Source organism: Micromonospora sp. CPCC 205554 (assembly GCF_036902745.1).
Lineage (GTDB): Bacteria > Actinomycetota > Actinomycetes > Mycobacteriales > Micromonosporaceae > Micromonospora > Micromonospora tulbaghiae.
In genome coordinates, this window is record NZ_JBAKHP010000027.1 from 26,147 (window position 1) to 41,435 (window position 15,289).

At 74.9% G+C, this 15,289-nt stretch carries 13 protein-coding genes; 7 read left to right on the top strand and 6 right to left on the bottom strand.

What is annotated here, in order from left to right; translation table 11 throughout:
• Positions 1–76: 76 nt before the first annotated feature.
• The 4 genes from V6U82_RS25480 (at position 77) to V6U82_RS25495 (ending at position 4,306) form a co-directional block, all read left to right on the top strand.
• Positions 77–1,681: a hypothetical protein gene (locus tag V6U82_RS25480; RefSeq protein WP_334465203.1), complete on the top strand. Its 1,605-nt coding sequence runs from the start codon at positions 77–79 to the stop codon at positions 1,679–1,681.
• Between the two features lie 16 nt (positions 1,682–1,697).
• The gene (gene yaaA / locus V6U82_RS25485) at positions 1,698–2,501 is read left to right on the top strand and encodes a peroxide stress protein YaaA (RefSeq protein ID WP_334465303.1); all 804 of its coding nucleotides are present in this window, start codon (positions 1,698–1,700) and stop codon (positions 2,499–2,501) included.
• A gap of 109 nt (positions 2,502–2,610) precedes the next feature.
• Positions 2,611–3,258 (top strand): hypothetical protein, encoded by a 648-nt coding sequence (locus V6U82_RS25490; protein ID WP_120570701.1) that lies wholly within the window; start codon positions 2,611–2,613, stop codon positions 3,256–3,258.
• Between the two features lie 106 nt (positions 3,259–3,364).
• Positions 3,365–4,306, top strand: coding sequence for a TAXI family TRAP transporter solute-binding subunit (locus tag V6U82_RS25495; protein WP_334465206.1), 942 nt, complete (start codon positions 3,365–3,367; stop codon positions 4,304–4,306).
• Positions 4,307–4,313: 7 nt separating this feature from the next.
• On the opposite strand, the gene V6U82_RS25500 is transcribed toward V6U82_RS25495, so the two are convergent.
• A complete protein-coding gene (locus tag V6U82_RS25500) occupies positions 4,314–5,702 on the bottom strand; it encodes a sensor histidine kinase (protein WP_334465209.1) in 1,389 nt (462 codons plus the stop codon).
• A 10-nt stretch (positions 5,703–5,712) separates the two neighbouring features.
• The gene (locus V6U82_RS25505) at positions 5,713–6,369 is read right to left on the bottom strand and encodes a response regulator transcription factor (RefSeq protein ID WP_120570704.1); all 657 of its coding nucleotides are present in this window, start codon (positions 6,367–6,369) and stop codon (positions 5,713–5,715) included.
• Positions 6,370–6,453: 84 nt separating this feature from the next.
• On the opposite strand from V6U82_RS25505, the gene V6U82_RS25510 reads away from it, so the two are divergent.
• Together V6U82_RS25510 and V6U82_RS25515 are read left to right on the top strand one after the other, a co-directional pair.
• Positions 6,454–6,792, top strand: coding sequence for a DUF952 domain-containing protein (locus tag V6U82_RS25510; protein ID WP_334465214.1), 339 nt, complete (start codon positions 6,454–6,456; stop codon positions 6,790–6,792).
• Positions 6,793–6,857: 65 nt separating this feature from the next.
• Positions 6,858–7,400, top strand: a complete 543-nt coding sequence (locus tag V6U82_RS25515) for an acyltransferase (protein WP_128137653.1) — start codon at positions 6,858–6,860, stop codon at positions 7,398–7,400.
• 54 nt (positions 7,401–7,454) lie between these two features.
• Here the strand turns inward: V6U82_RS25515 and V6U82_RS25520 are convergent, their stop codons facing one another.
• The 4 genes from V6U82_RS25520 to V6U82_RS25535 all read right to left on the bottom strand — a co-directional run bounded on the left by V6U82_RS25520 (position 7,455) and on the right by V6U82_RS25535 (position 13,866).
• Positions 7,455–9,203 carry a CDP-glycerol glycerophosphotransferase family protein gene (locus tag V6U82_RS25520; RefSeq protein WP_334465217.1) on the bottom strand — a complete coding sequence of 583 codons (1,749 nt, stop codon included), beginning with the start codon at positions 9,201–9,203 and terminating at the stop codon, positions 7,455–7,457.
• A gap of 191 nt (positions 9,204–9,394) precedes the next feature.
• Positions 9,395–10,678, bottom strand: a complete 1,284-nt coding sequence (locus V6U82_RS25525; RefSeq protein ID WP_091423628.1) for a nucleotide sugar dehydrogenase — start codon at positions 10,676–10,678, stop codon at positions 9,395–9,397.
• Positions 10,679–10,681: 3 nt separating this feature from the next.
• Positions 10,682–12,250 carry a glycosyltransferase family 2 protein gene (locus V6U82_RS25530; RefSeq protein ID WP_334465223.1) on the bottom strand — a complete coding sequence of 523 codons (1,569 nt, stop codon included), beginning with the start codon at positions 12,248–12,250 and terminating at the stop codon, positions 10,682–10,684.
• Positions 12,247–13,866 (bottom strand): glycosyltransferase family 4 protein, encoded by a 1,620-nt coding sequence (locus V6U82_RS25535; protein ID WP_442933467.1) that lies wholly within the window; start codon positions 13,864–13,866, stop codon positions 12,247–12,249. The genes V6U82_RS25530 and V6U82_RS25535 overlap by 4 nt, the downstream gene beginning before the upstream one ends.
• Before the next feature lie 229 nt (positions 13,867–14,095).
• On the opposite strand from V6U82_RS25535, the gene V6U82_RS25540 reads away from it, so the two are divergent.
• Positions 14,096–15,286 carry a hypothetical protein gene (locus tag V6U82_RS25540; protein ID WP_334465226.1) on the top strand — a complete coding sequence of 397 codons (1,191 nt, stop codon included), beginning with the start codon at positions 14,096–14,098 and terminating at the stop codon, positions 15,284–15,286.
• The last annotated feature ends 3 nt before the right edge of the window (positions 15,287–15,289 follow it).

The window sequence follows — 15,289 nt, forward strand, 5'->3', positions numbered from 1 at the left end:
GATCCACGCCGATCCGCACCGGCGCCGGGCGCCGCCGTGACAGACTGCGGTCGGGACGACGACGGGGGCGTTGGTCGTGTCGACGACGAAGCGGGACCGGGTACGGCCGCGTCCGGACGCGCCGGCGCTGGTGGCACTGCTGCTCGGCGTCGCGGGGGTCGGTTACCGGCTGGTGCTGACGCTGCTCACGGTGCCCGCGTCGAACAGCGACGAGGCCACGTTCGGCCTGGCCGCGCTGCACATCGCCGCCGGCCGGGAGCGGCCGGTCTTCCTGTACGGCCAGCGCTACATGGGCGTGCTGGAGTCGTACCTGGCCGCGCCGCTCGTCGGCTGGGCCGGGCCGAGCTGGCCGGTGCTGCGGCTGCCGCTGCTGGCGCTCTTCGCGGTCTTCCTGTGGCTGGCGTACCGGCTGACCCGCCGCCTGTTCTCCCCCTGGCTCGCAGTTGTCGTGGTGGGTCTGCTGGCGCTCGGCTCGGAGCGGGTGGTCCGCGACCAGCTCACGGTGGTCGGCGGCCGTCCGGAGGTCAAGCCGGCGGTGCTGGGAATGCTGCTGATCGCGGTGGCCCTGGGCGACCGGCGGGTCCGGCACCACTGGCTGGCCACCGGCGCGTTCGGGCTGCTCGCCGGGCTGGCGCTGTGGTCGGACTGGCTGATCGCGCCGTACCTGCTGGTGGCCGCCGTGGTGCTCGCCGTGGCGGTGCCCCGGGATCTGATCGGCTGGCCGGGTGTGCTGCTGGTGGCGGGCTTCCTGGCCGGGATCGCCCCGATGGTCAAGGACAACCTCGTCGCGCCGCCCGGGCAGGACTCGCTGTCGGTGTTCCGCGAGATCAGCACCAAGGAGGGAGTCGCGCCGTCGCTCGCCGAACGGCTGCGCGGCGGACTGCTGGAGGGGGTGCCGCTGGCCTCCGGCATGTGCCCGATGGACGGCTGCGCGCGCTGGGCGCAGTGGTTCGGCGTGCTCTACCCGGTGCTGCTGGTGGCCGCCGCCGCGCTCGGGGTGGTCGCGTACCGCCGGGCCGCCGACCACGCCGCGCGGGTGCGGGCCGTGGCGATCCTCGCGCTGGTCGCGGGCGCGGCGTTGACGCTTCTGGCGTACGTGCGCAGCCCGCTCGCCGCGACCGACCCGCTCGGCAACGCCCGCTACCTGTCGGTGCTCCAGATCTCGCTGCCGGCCGTGTTGTGGCCGCTCTGGCTGGCCGCCGCGCACGCGCTGCGGGGCACCGCCGGGCGGGCGGCCCGGCTCGGCGGCGCCACGGCGGCGGTGGTGCTGGCCGGGCTGACCGCCGCGACGATTGCCGGCACCATGGCGTTCCTGGCCGGCGTGCCGGGCGTACGGGACGAGGAGCTGACCGCCCGCCGCCTGGCCGACGCGGTGCGGGGGGCCGGTCTGCACGAGGTGTACGGGGACTACTGGACCTGCAATCGGCTGATCTTCAACACCGGCGAGGCGGTCGCCTGTGGTGTGCTCGACGGGGCGCTGACGCCGGGGCAGAACCGCTATCCGGCGTACTGGCGGCGGGTGGCGCGCGCGGAACGGCCCGGGTACGTGGTGGCGGTCGGCTCCCCGGCCGAGCGCACGCTGCGGCGGCTGCTGGGCGACCGCGCCGACGCGGCGGTGGTGGCCGAGGTGGGCGGCAGTCGGGTGTACCACCCCGAGCGTGCCGTCCGGCCGTGGCGCTGACCCCGGCCCGTACGCTGTGCCGGTGCTCATCCTGCTGCCCCCGTCGGAGGGGAAGGCCGAGGCCGGCACCGGCCGCCGGCTGGACCTGTCCCGGCTGTCCCTGACCGAGCTGAACCCGGCCCGGGAGGCGGTCCTGACCGCGCTCGTCGACCTGTGCGCCGGGCCGGACGAGACGGCGGCCCGGACCGCGCTGGGCCTCACCGAGGGGCAGCGCGGCGAGCTGCGGCGCAACGCCCGGCTGCGGGAGGCGGCGACCGCGCCGGCCGGGCGGCTCTACACCGGGGTGCTCTACGAGGCGCTCGGACTGGACACACTGCCCCCCGACGCGCAGCGCGCGGCCCGACGCCAGGTGCTGATCAGCTCCGGCCTGTGGGGAGCGGTACGCCTCGCCGACCGGATCCCGCCGTACCGCTGCCCGATCGGGGCGCGGCTGCCGGGGCTCGGGGCGCTGTCGGCGTACTGGCGGGAGGCGCTCGGCCCGGTGCTGGAACCCGCCGCCGGGCGCGGCCCGGTGCTGGACCTGCGCTCCGGGGCGTACGCGGCCACCTGGACGCCGCGCGGCGCGCTCGCCGAACGCACGGTGACGGTGCGGGTACTGCACGAACGGATCGTGGACGGCACGCCGGCCCGGTCGGTGGTGAGCCACTTCAACAAGGCGACGAAGGGCCGGCTGGTGCGGGATCTGCTGCTCGCCGACGCCCGGCCGCGTACCGCCGACGCGCTGGTGGGAGCGCTGCGGGAGCTGAAGTACACGGTCGAGGAGGCGCCCCGGGCGGCCGGCCGGCCCCGGCAGGTCGACCTGGTGGTCACCGAGCTGTGAGACGCGGGCTTCCCGCAAATTTTGCTCAAGGCTCGGGCGCAGCGGTTCCCGGCCCGGCGCTCGGCAGCGACGGTAGAGGTACCCCGACTCTGACCGAGGAGCCGCGCCGATGCTCACCACGCTGCTCGACCGCCCGCGCCCGTCGCCGCCGCCGCTGGACTGGCTGACCCTGACCGACGCCTTCGAGATCGCCTGCATGGTGCGCTGCACGCCGCCGCCGGCCGCCGACGTACGCCGGCTCGACTCCGGACCGCACCGGGGCGGGATCGCCGAGTTCAACCGCGAGGACGCGGCGCAGCGGATGCGGCAGCTGCTGGGACGCCTCGACGTGCCGGTGGAGCACGAACTGACCACCGGTGGCCTGCGCCGCCGCTACGAGCTGCACCGGCTGTCCGTGCCGCCGCAGCACCGGGCGGCGTACGCGAATCTGCTGACCGCGGGCTGGCGGCAGGGCCGCCGGGAGCTGCTCGGCGGGCCGTTCCCGGGCGCCTCGGCGCCGCGGCGGCTGTGGCGGCCCCGGCTGGCGGCGGCGGCCTGGCGGGCGGCGCTGCTGGCGGGCGGCCGGCACGTCCGCCGGCACTGCCTCGGCATCCGGCTCGCCGACCGGGACCTGGCGGCGGTGCTGGTGCGCGGCGCGGCGCTGCTGGACGTGCCGGCGGCGCTGCGGCCGGGCTCGGGCTGTTTCCTGGTGGTGGTGCCCAACGGTGAGTACCGGGAGCGGATCACCGAGAGCGCGGAGCTGGCCCCGGCGAGCTGACCGGCCCGGCCTCGCGCCGTGGCGGGCGCACGCCCCGGGCCCGCGCGGGGGTCCGGGCACCGCGCGGGCTTGCGCCGCGGCGGGTGCACGGCGCAGAGTGCAGCCCGTGAGCCGACACTGGCCTGTGCGCGCCGCCGCCCCGCTCGTGCTGGTGCTCCTGCTCGTCGCCGGGCTGGCCGGGTGCCGGGACGAGCCGTCCGAGCCGACCCGCATCCGCATCGCCACCGGCAGCCCGACCGCCGTCTACCACGCCTTCGGCCAGTCGCTCGCCGCGCTGCTCAACCGGGAGGTGCCCGGCGTACGGGCCGAGGTGGTGGTCACCGCCGCCTCGGCGCAGAACGTCCGGCTGGTCGGCGCCGGGGAGGCGGAGCTGGGCTTCACCCAGGCCGACGTGCTGCCGCCGCGCGAGCCCGAGCATCCGTCGGTGCTCGCCGTGGCCCGCGTCTACGACGACCTGCTGCACCTGGTCACCCGCGCCGGCGGGCCGATCCGCACGCTCGACGACCTGCGCGGGCAGCGGGTGTCGGTGGGGGCCGACGGATCCGGCACGGAGATCACCGCCACCCGTCTGCTGGCGGTGGCCCAGCTCGGCGGCGACCGGGTACGCCAGGAGCACCTGGGACTGGACGACTCGGTGGCGGCCCTGCGGGACGGGCGGATCGACGCGTTCTTCTTCTCCGGCGGACTGCCCGTGCGCGGCGTCGCCGACCTGGCCCAGCGGACCTCGCTGCGGATCGTGGACCTGGGCGACTGGACCGAGCCGCTGCGGCGGGCGTACGGCCAGGTCTACGTGACCCGGGACGTGCCGCGGTCGGTGTACCGGGCCGACCCGGTCAGCACCGTGGCGAACCCGAACTACCTGATCGTCCGCGCCGACCTGCCCGCCGCGCTGGTGCGGGAGGTGACCCGGCTGCTGATGGACCGCCGGGAGGAACTGGCCGCCGCGCACCCGGCGGCGGGACGGATGAGTCCCCGGTCGGCGATCGTCACCACCCCGCTGCCGCTGCATCCGGGCGCGGCGCAGTGGTATCGCGCCGCGAAGCCCTGACGCCGGGTCAGCGCCCGACCGGCTCGTCGTCGTGCACCGGGAACCACAGCTCGGCGATCAGGCCCCGGGGCTCGCCCTGGCGCATGGTGAGCCGGCCGTCGGAGGCGTCCACGAGCACCGCCGCGATGGTCAGGCCGAGGCCCACGCCGTCCACGTTCTGCGCGTCCGGCGCCCGCCAGAACCGCTCGGTGGCCTGGTCGAGCTGGCTGGCCGTCATGCCCGGGCCGGTGTCGCCGACGGTGAGCACCGTCCCGCCGTCGGCGGCGCGCACGGTCACCGTCACCTCTCCCCCGGCGCCGCTGAACTTCACCGCGTTGTCGATCAGGGCGTCCAGCGCCTGGTCGATGGCGGTCGGCACGGTCCGGGCGTACACCGGCGCGTCGCCCGCGTCGAGGCGGAGCGTGACCTCGCGGTGCCGGGCCAGCGGCAGCCACGCCGCCACCCGGGACGCGGCGGTGGCGGTGGCGTCCACTGTCACCCGCTGGTTCTCCTCCCGCTCGGCGCGGGCCAGGGTGAGCAGCGCGTCGAGCACCGTGGCGAGCCGGTCGGTCTCCTCCAGCGCCAGCCGGTGCTCGGCACGCCCGTCCGGGTCGGTGAGGCTGGGGCCCAGTTCCTCCACCCGTAGCCGCAGCGCGGTGAGCGGGTTGCGGAGCTGGTGGCTGGCGTGCGCGACGAATGCGCGTTGCCGGTCCATCACGTCGGAGACGGCCTCGGCCATGTCGTTGAAGCTGGTCGCCAGCCGGCGCAGCTCGGGCGGGCCGAGCCCGGCGCGGACCCGCGCGGCGCGGCGGCCCTCGGCGATCTCGTGGGTCACCGCGTCCAGCTCGGTGACCGGGCGCAGCACCCAGCCGGCCAGCCCGAACGCGGTCGACACGCAGGCCAGCACCGCCAGCAGGCCGATGCCGGCGAGCAGCAGCCACCACACGGTGACGGTGCGGCGCACACCGTCCGCCGGGCTGGTCGTGACCACGGCGCCGAGCACCTCGCCGCCGTCGTTGATCGGCACGGCCGTCACCACCGGCCCGCTGCCCCAGGGCCAGACCGACTCCGGGCCGCTGAACTGCTGCCCGGACAGTGCGGTGTCGAGCGCCGCGCCGGTGCCCGCGCCCGGCTCCCAGCCGGACGAGGCCACCACGGTACGGCGTTCCCGGTCCACCACCGCCGCGCCGATGCCGTAGAGCGCGTCGTAGGCGGCCAGTTCCCCGTCCAGCGGGCCCGGACTGCCGCCCCGCAACGCCGGCCCGGCCAGCGAGGCGAAGCGGGTGGCGTCGGCGAGGCGGTCGGCGCGTACCCGGTCGGTCTCCCGGGTCGCGAGCGTGGCCGCCAGCGGGGTCTCCAGGGCGAGCAGGACCAGCACCATCAGCAGCAGGTAGCTGATCACCAGCCGGCGGCGCACGGGCCCCTCCTCACGCGTCGCGGAGCCGGTAGCCGACCCCGCGCACGGTCTCCACGAGCGTCGGGTCGCCGAGCTTGCCGCGCAGCGAGCCCACGTGCACCTCGACGGTGTGCCGGTCGGCCCAGGTGGTGCCCCACACGTCGAGCAGGATCCGCTCGCGCGGCACCGCCACCCCCGGCTGGCGGGCCAGGGACAGCAGGATGTCGAACTCCTTGCGGGTGAGCGTGACGTCCCGGCCGGCCACGGTCACGGTCCGGCCGCCCACGTCGATGCGGACCGCGCCGGCCTCGATCAGGTTGCGCTGCGGCGCGGTGTGCGCGGCCCGGCGCAGCACCGCCTCGATCCGCGCCTGCAACTCCACCATCGAGAACGGCTTCACCACGTAGTCGTCGGCACCCAGCCGCAGCCCCAGCACCCGGTCGCGTTCCTCGCCGCGTGCCGTCACCGCGATGATGCCGAGCCGGCTGCTGCGCCGCCGCAGCTCGCGGCACAGGTCGGTGCCGTCGCCGTCGGGCAGGCCCAGGTCGAGCAGCACCAGGTCGCAGGGGGCGGCGGAGAGCGCGGCGGCCACCGTCGCGGCGTGTTCCACCTGGTAGCCGCGCCGGGTCAGCGCGGACGACAACGCCGCGGCGACCCGGCGGTCGTCCTCGACCAGGAGGATCCGCACCCGTGCCTCCCTCCGCTCGACGTGTTGCCCTGCGAATGGTGGCAGACGCGCCGCGCGGACGCGAGGCCGCTCTAGGCTGCTGCCGTGATCTACAAGATTCTCTCCGACGACGAGTGGGCGCGGGCGCGGGCGGACGGGCGGTTCGCCGGCACCGCGATGGACCGGCAGGACGGCTACGTCCACCTCTCCGCCGCCGACCAGGTGGTGGAGACCGCCCGGCGCTTCTTCGCCGGGGTCACCGGCCTGACGCTGCTCGCGGTGGACGAGGCCCGGCTGGGCGACGCGCTGCGCTGGGAGGCGTCGCGCGGCGACGCGCTGTTCCCGCACCTGTACGCGGCGCTGCCGGTGGACGCGGTGGTGGCCGCGCACCCGCTGCCGGCCGACCGGCCCGCCGCCGACGCGGTGGCCGAACTGCTCGCGTGAGCGCTCGTTATGCTGCGTCGAGCCCGCCCGACGGCGCGACGCGCCCTGGCATGATGCGAGTTGAGATGACTGACAGCAACGACCGGTCCGCCTCCGTCTTCGTCCACCCGACGGCCGACGTGGAGTCCGGCGCCCAGGTCGGCGACGGCACCAAGGTCTGGCACCTGGCGCACATCCGGTCCAGCGCCCAGGTCGGCGCCGGCTGCGTGATCGGCCGCAACGTCTACGTCGACGCGGGCGTCACCGTCGGCGACCTGGTCAAGATCCAGAACAACGTCTCGGTCTACCAGGGCGTGACCATCGAGGACGAGGTGTTCGTGGGCCCGTGCGCGGTGTTCACCAACGACTTCCGCCCGCGCGCCCAGAATCCGGACTGGACGATCACCCCGACGGTCGTCCGCCGGGGCGCCTCGATCGGCGCGAACGCCACGCTCGTGTGCGGCATCGAGGTCGGCGAGTACGCGATGATCGCCGCCGGCTCGGTGGTGACCCGCGACGTCAAGCCGTACCAGCTGGTGGCCGGCAACCCGGCCCGCCCGAAGGGCTGGGTCGACGCCAAGGGCGAGGTCGTCTCCCGCGACGTCGACAACCCGCCGCACCAGGGCTGAACCGACGGGAAGGGGCGACGACCGCGCCGGTCGTCGCCCCCTTCCCGGTACGCCTCACCCGCAGAGCCGGCCGATCTCGTCCCGGAACCGGTCCATCGGGTTCGACCCGGCCGGGCCGAGCAGGTACTCCTTCAGCTCCCGCCGCGCCCCGGTCATCGGGTCGTCCCCGGCCCGGGTCACGTCGAGGATCTTCGCCAGCTCGCCGCAGTCCGCCGAGAGCAGGTACGCCGCCCGCGCGGTCGGGAACTGCCGCCGGAACTCGTCCTCGGGCAGGCCGGCCGGGTTCGCCACCACGTACGGGCGCTCGCTCTGCACGAAGTCGGAGACCACGCTGGACACGTCGCTGACCAGCAGGTCGGTGACGTTGAAGCAGTCGAACAGCCCCGGCGTACGGCCGGTGACCACCAGGTGCGCGGCGCCGTCCAGCGAGGACGGATCGGTCTCGCCGCCGGCCGCCTTGATCCGGGACACGATCCGCTCGTGCACGGCGCGGGCCTTGGGCGAGCGCGTCCCGGTCAGCGGGTGCGGCTTGTAGACCACCCGCACGTCCCCGGCGGCCAGCAGGCCGGACACGATCCGCTCCCCCATCAGCACGAGCGACGTGTGGTACGGGTCGTCGTCGAGCCAGCCCTCCCAGGTCGGCGCGTACAGCACCGTGAAACGGTGGTCGGCGGCCCCGGAGCCGAACGTGTGCACCCCGGCCAGCTGCGGGCGGCCGACCTCCACGATGTCCCGGTCCAGCACGCCGACGTCGGCCCGGGCGTACCGTTCCCGCCCGGCCGGCCCGGCCACCCAGACCTCGTCGTACACCTTGCTGTACGGGTTCACGCTCGCCTGCTTGTCGCTGTCGCCGTGGCCGACGAAGACGTGCTTCACGCCCGGCTCCCGCAGCAGGTGGATGTTGGCGCCGACGTTCGCCGCGTACAGCGCCACGCGCAGCGAGCCGAGGTCCAGGTTCATGAAGTCGACGCCGGCCGGCACGCAGATCACCGGCAGCCGGGTGTCGGCGAGCTGCTCGAACGCGTCCGCGGCCCGCAGCAGCACGACCGCCCGGCGGCCGGTCGCCTCCACCGGCGCGAGCCACATGTTGGCCTGGTAGACGTCCTTGGCCGGGCCGGCGAAGTAGAGCGCCACCTCGGGCCGTTCCCGGGCCATCCAGTCGTGCACGGCGGGCAGCACACCCGGGGCCTTGCCCCGGCCGCGCAGCGCGGTGAGCGCCAGCACCGCGGCGGTGACCAGGCCGGCGGCGAGCGTGACCAGGCCGGTGACCACCACCGGGGCGACCCGGTCCAGCGCGGCGGCCACCACTGCGGCCGGCACCAGCAGCACGTTCAGCAGCGGCATGCGCAGCCCGGCCAGCCGCCGCGCCCAGGCCGGCGGCACCGGAACCCGCCGCAGCGCGCCGAGGTCGATGTTGCGGGTGTACGCCGGGGGGTCGACCCGGCCGTCGATCACCTTGGCCACCGCGTTGGTGGCGACGGCCACCGTCCACAGGGCGGCGGGCAGCAGCAGGACGGCGACGGTGCCGGCCACGCCGGGGCGCACCGCGGCGATCACGAGCAGGGCCACCGACAGGTCCCGCACCAGCCGCCGGAACGTCTCGCCGAGACCGGCCTTGTCGAGCAGCGTGGCGGTCCCGGTGTGCCGCCCGGCCAGGGCCAGCTCACCGGCGACGGCGACGACCGCGGCCACCGCGTACGGGACCACCAGGCCGAGGACTCCGGCGAGGACCATGACCGCGTAGCCGAGCAGCGTCGCGCCGACCGCGGCGAGACCCTGCTGGCTGCGTACTCTGCTGAACAACGACACGCTCCCTGTCTGACCCACCGATGTCGGTGCGAGTCGATCTCCGACGGCTGCGACCCTAAACGGGTCACATGACACAAGTATTGCCGGGGTGTCCGGCAGGTGAACTCCGGACGGCGTCATCCCGGCCACGGCATGCGACGGGCCCCGGCCGTCCGAGACGGCCGGGGCCCGTGGAGCCGACGGGGTCAGCCCCCGATGACCACCCGGCGCACGCCGGTCCAGCGCGCCGGGTCGGTGACGCGGCGGCCGTCGACGAGCACCGTCACGCCCGGCAGGTCGGCCGGGGCGAGGGTGCGGTACTCCGCGTGGTCGGCCTGGATGACAGCGGCGCCGACCGGCTCGCCGTCGTAGCCGGGCAGGCCGTGCGCGACCAGCTCCTCGTTGGTGTACATCGGGTCCGAGACGTACGGCACCGCGCCCCGGCGGCGCAGCGCCTCCACGGTCGGGAAGACGCCGGAGAACGCGGTCTCCTTGACGCCGCCGCGGTAGGCGGCGCCCAGCACCAGCACGCCCACCCCGGTCAGGTCGCCGTACGCGGCGGCGAGCAGGTCGACCGCGTACTCCGGCATGGCCGCGTTCGCCTCACGGGCCGAGCGGACCACGGTGGCGGCCGGGTCGTTCCACAGGTACATCCGCGGGTAGATCGGGATGCAGTGGCCGCCGACCGCGATGCCCGGCGAGTGGATGTGGCTGTACGGCTGCGTGTTGCACGCCTCGATGACCTTGGTGACGTCCACGCCGACGGTGTCGGCGAAGCGGGCGAACTGGTTCGCCAGGCCGATGTTCACGTCCCGGTAGGTCGTCTCGGCGAGCTTGGCCAGCTCCGACGCCTCGGCCGAGCCGAGATCCCACACGCCGTTGGGGCGGTCCAGGTCGGGCCGCTCGTCGAAGTCGAGCACCGCCTCGTAGAACCGCACGCCGTGCGCGGCCGACGCCTCGTCGATGCCGCCGACCAGCTTCGGGTAGCGGCGCAGGTCGGCGAAGACCCGGCCGGTGAGCACCCGCTCGGGGCTGAACACCAGGTGGAAGTCGGTGCCGGCGGTCAGGCCGGAGCCCTCGGCGAGCATCGACGCCCACCGGTTGCGGGTGGTGCCGACCGGCAGCGTGGTCTCGTAGCTGACCAGCGTGCCCGGCTTCAGCCCACGGGCGATGGCCCGGGTGGCGTCGTCCATCCAGCCGAAGTCCGGCACGCCCTCGGCGTCCACGAACAGCGGCACGACCACGACGACCGCCTCCGACTCGGCGACCGCGGCGGCGGTGTCGGTGGTGGCCGACAGCAGGCCGGCGGCCACCGTCTCCTTGAGCTTGACGTCCAGGTCGGCCTCGCCCGGGAAGGGCACGGCACCGTCGTTGACCAGCTGGACGACCCGCTCGGAGACGTCGGCGCCGATCACCCGGTGCCCCTTGGACGCGAACTGCACGGCCAGCGGCAGACCGATCTTGCCGAGCGCGACGACGCAGATGTTCATGAACTACTTTCCTCCAGAGGGCCAGATTCGGCGCAGGCGGGCAAGGAACCGACCGGGGGTCACCGGCGTGATCGCGACGATCACCTGGCCCTTGTGGTTCGTGGTGGGCGTGACGAGATGCCATCGGACACCGCGCCGGGCCACCAGCCGGGGTGCGGAGACCGGGCGGTCGGTGCGCATCGGCGCCGAGCCCGTCCCGCCCAGGGCGGAGACCTCGGCGCGTACGATACGACGCTCGCCCGTCCCCGCGACGACCGCCAGCAAACGGTCCACCGCGAAGTCCGTCCGTACGACGGTACCGGGGCCGGAGGACTCGACCGACGTGACACCCGTCAGGTCGCCCACGCTGACGCGCAGCGCCTCCGCGCTCAGCTCGGCCAGCTCGGCCCAGCGGCTGCGCGCGGTGACCACCAGAGCCCGCGCCCCGGCGGCGTCGCGTCCCCAGGCCAGCTTGGTCGCGGTCAGCTTGGCCAGTATCGCGGCGGCACGCTCGGTCACGTCGTACCAGTCGTCCGGGTAGCCGAACGCCGGGTCGCGGAAGCCGACCTGGTCGGCGTACCAGCGGTCGCCCTCGATGACGACCTCGCACAGCGACCGGTCGGACTGCTGGCCGACGAGCGTGCGCAGCGCGTCGAGGTCACCGTCACGCGCCACCGCCAACCGCACCCGCTCCTCGGGCGCCATCCGGGCGGTGACCCCCTCGGTCAGGTACGCCTCGGCGAGCTTGCGGATCCGGTCGTGGACGTGCCGCTGGACGTCCGGGGAGAGGGCGAGGAACTCCGTGCGGAGCAGCTTCGCCACCTCCCAGGTGAAGTGGCGTACCAGCACCGCGTCCCGCCGCGGGCCGGGCTCGATCAGCCCGGCGACGAAACCGACGAGCTCCTCGGCGCAGCGCAGCCGCTCCTCGAACCGGCTCGCGTACGTGATGTTCTGGGCGTTGTCCCGCTTGACCGCGTAGTAGTACTCGTAGTCGCCGAGGACGGACACCTTCTTCGCCCGGAAGCACGCCTCCAGCGTGAACGGCTGGTCGCTGCCCATCGGCATGTCCGTGCGGTACCGCAGGCCGTACCGCTCGATCAGGTCCCGGCGGAACAGCTTGGTGTTCGACAACGACCAGGGCAGGTCGCTGTCGAACAGGTCGAGCCGCTCCTGGGTGGTGGCGTAGACGGCCTGGTGCACGTACCGCTTGTTGGTGCCGACCATCCGGCCCAGCACCACGTCGGAGTCCCACCGGTCGGCGGCCTCGACGAGGCGCTCCAGCGCCTCCGGGCCGAGGTGGTCGTCCGAACCGATGAAGAAGACGTACCGGCCTCGGGCGTGGTCGAGCGCCAGGTTGCTCGGCGCCGCCGGGCCGCCGGAGTTGGCCTGGTGCAGCACCCGGACCGTGCCCGGGTAGCGCTTGGCGTAGCGGTCCAGTTCGGCACCGCTGCCGTCGGTGGAGCCGTCGTCGACGGCGACGACCTCCAGCCGGTCCAGGCCGATGGTCTGCCCGACGAGGGAGTCGAGGCAGGCGGTCAGGTACGGCATGGTGTTGTAGACGGCGACCACCACCGTCACGTCCGGCCCGCTCACGCGCCCACCTCCACCTGTGCCGGCTCCACCGGGGCGTGCGCCGCCGGCGCCGGCCGGGGCGGGGCGTCGGGCAGCAGCCGGGAGTAGACCTCGTCGAGCACCCGCGCCTGCGCCTCCCACGTCCAGCCGGCCAGCAGGCCCGGCCGGTCGTACGCGGCGCGGTACCGCTGCGGGTCGGCGAGCACGGCGGTGACCGCGCGGACGAAGTCGGCCACGTCCTCGGCGCGGAACACCTCGCCCTGACCGGTCTCCCGGACAGTCTCGGCCATGGTGCGCACGTCGGAGACGACCAGCGGCAGACCGGCGTGTGAATACTCGAAGAACTTGGTGATCAGCGCGATCTCGTGGTTCGGCCAGTGCTGGATCGGGATGACGCCGACCTGCGCGCCGCTGAGGAACCGGACCACCTGGTGGTGCGGCACGTACGGCAGCACGTGCACCCGGTCCGCCACACCCAGCTCGCCGGCCCGGGTGACCAGGCCCCGGACGTACGCCGAGTCGGGCTTGTTGACCACGAACGCGACGTGCGCGCCGGGCAGCCGGGGCAGCGCCTCGACCATCACGCCGAGACCGCGCTTGGCGGCGGCCACCCCGCTGTAGACCAGCAGCGGGGTGTCCGGCCCGAGCCCGCAACGGGCACGGATGTCCGGCGCCGGTTCGGCCGGGTCCGCCGGCAGCTCGTCCACCGCCGGGGCGTTGAGCACGACCGCGGGCCGTTCGGCCAGCCCGTGCTCGGTGCGCAGCAGGTCGGCCAGGCCGCCGGAGACGGTCATGGTGGCGTCGGCGTACGGCACGTACTCCCGCTCGTGCGCCACGTTGCCGGGCAGCCAGCGGGCGTTGTCGCGCCACGGCTGCACGCCGGGCAGGTACTCGTGGGCGTCCCAGAGCAGCGCGATCCGCCGCCCCTTCGCGGCGGCTCGGACCTTCGCGCGGGCGCCGACGCCGAGCATCCGGAAGTCGTTGGCGTGGATCAGGTCCGGCGCCAGCTCGTCGACCACCGGGCCGTAGGCCAGCTCGTAGTCCCACAGGCCCGGCTCCAGTCGCCGCCACGCGCCGTCGCCGCGCAGTCCGCGCCAGAACATCGTGTACGCGCGGTCCCAGGGGCCGTCCAGCTTGCGGCCCTTGCGGGCCCGGGTGAGCTGACGGTTGCGGAAACCGACCCACTTGCGGGTCAGGCCGGACAGCTTCTCCTCGGCGCGCAGCGCGGCCCAGGGCAGCCCGCCCGGCCGGCCCGCGCCGGACTCGCGGGCCGCGACGGTGAGCGCCGCCCGGCGTACCGCCAGGTCCGCGCGCCAGGCCTTCACCGCCTGGGTACGGTGCGCCGCGATGCCGCTGGGCGGATAGGCGAGCGGGTGCCGCAGCCAGGCCCGGCGGAACTCGTGCCGGCGGCGGGCCAGCGGCTCGGGCATCGGCACGAGGCGCACCTCGGCGGCGCCGAGGCGCCAGCTCTGCGGGCTGCCGACCGGCGCCCGGCCGAGCAGCACGACGTCCCAGCCGGCGTCGGCGGCGGAACGGGCCGCCTTCTGCACCCGGGAGTCGCCGATGACCCCGTTGTCCACCAGCATCACGACCCGTCCCCGGGTGCCCGCCGCTGCGGTCGTGCCGTCAGATCCCATTCCTGCCCGTTTCGTCGTCGCCAGCACCGCGCCCGCGGACCCGAGCGAGTCTACGACAGCGGATCGGACCCGGACGTCCGCCGCCGCCGGTGCCCCCCGACCTGCTGTGACTGTTGCTACCCTCCACCCTGTTCAACGACCGGCGCCCGCTCCGGGTCGTTCGCCGGGTCGCCGGCCGCGCCACGCGGGCCTTCGGCCAACCGCAGCTCAGCGCGAACGGGACCGCACAATGGACGTGGTGACCACCGAGGAACCCCGCCGGCCCGCACCAGCCCCGCCGAGCGGGCCGGCCACAGCCGAGCGCCCCCGGCCGGGCCCCGTCCGGCGGCTGCGCGACGCCGCCCGGGACGCGGCGCCCGCGCTGGCGGTGTACGCGGTGATCCGGCTGATCGGCGTGCTGGCCGTGTACGTCTGGGCCCGGTCGCTGAACCTCTCCCCGGTGCGCGAGCTGACCCTGTCCGACGCCACGTACTACCTCGCCATCGCCCAACGGGGCTACGACGGGTACGAGCGGGTGCAGAGCGACATGGCGTTCTTCCCGCTGTATCCGGCCCTGATCGGCGTGGTGGAACGGCTCACCCCGCTCGGCCCGCGTACCGCCGGGCTGGCCGTGGCCACGCTCGCCGGCCTGGCGGCGGCCTGGGCCCTGTACGCGATCGGCTCGTACCTGCACGACCGTCGCACCGGCGTGCTGCTCGCCGCGCTCTGGGCCGCGCTGCCGCACGCCGTCGTGCAGTCGATGGCCTACAGCGAGACGCTGTTCACCGCCCTGGCCGCGTGGACGCTGTACGCGCTGCTGCGCCGCCACTGGCTGACCGCGGGCGCGCTCTGCCTGTTCGCCGGCCTGACCCGGCCCACCGCCTCGTCGCTGATCCCGGTGGTCGGCCTGGCCGCGCTGCTGGCTGTGGTCCGGCGCCGGGACGGCTGGCGGCCGTGGGTGGCCATGCTGCTCGCCCCGGCCGGATGGCTCGGCTACCTGGCCTGGGTGGGCGTCCAGACCGGGCGGCCGGACGGCTGGTTCCACATCCAGTCCGCCGGCTGGCGCAGCCACTTCGACTTCGGCGTGGACACGTTCCGGCGGGGACGTGAGGTGCTGGCGGTGTCCGCGACGCCGCAGATGCTCGTGGTGAGCCTGGTGCTGCTGCTGGCGCTGATGTTCTTCGTGCTCAGCGTGATCGACCGCCAGCCCTGGGAACTGCTGCTGTTCAGCGGGCTGATGCTCGTCACCACGCTCGGCGCGGCGGGCTACTACCACTCCAAGGCGCGGTTCCTGGTGCCGGCGTTCGCGCTGCTGCTGCCGGCCGCCGTCGGCCTGGCCCGGGCCGGGCGGGCCCGGGCCGTCACCGTGCTGGTCGCGCTCACCGCGTTCTCGACCTACTTCGGCGGCTACCTGCTGCTCATCTGGACCAGATCGCCGTGACGC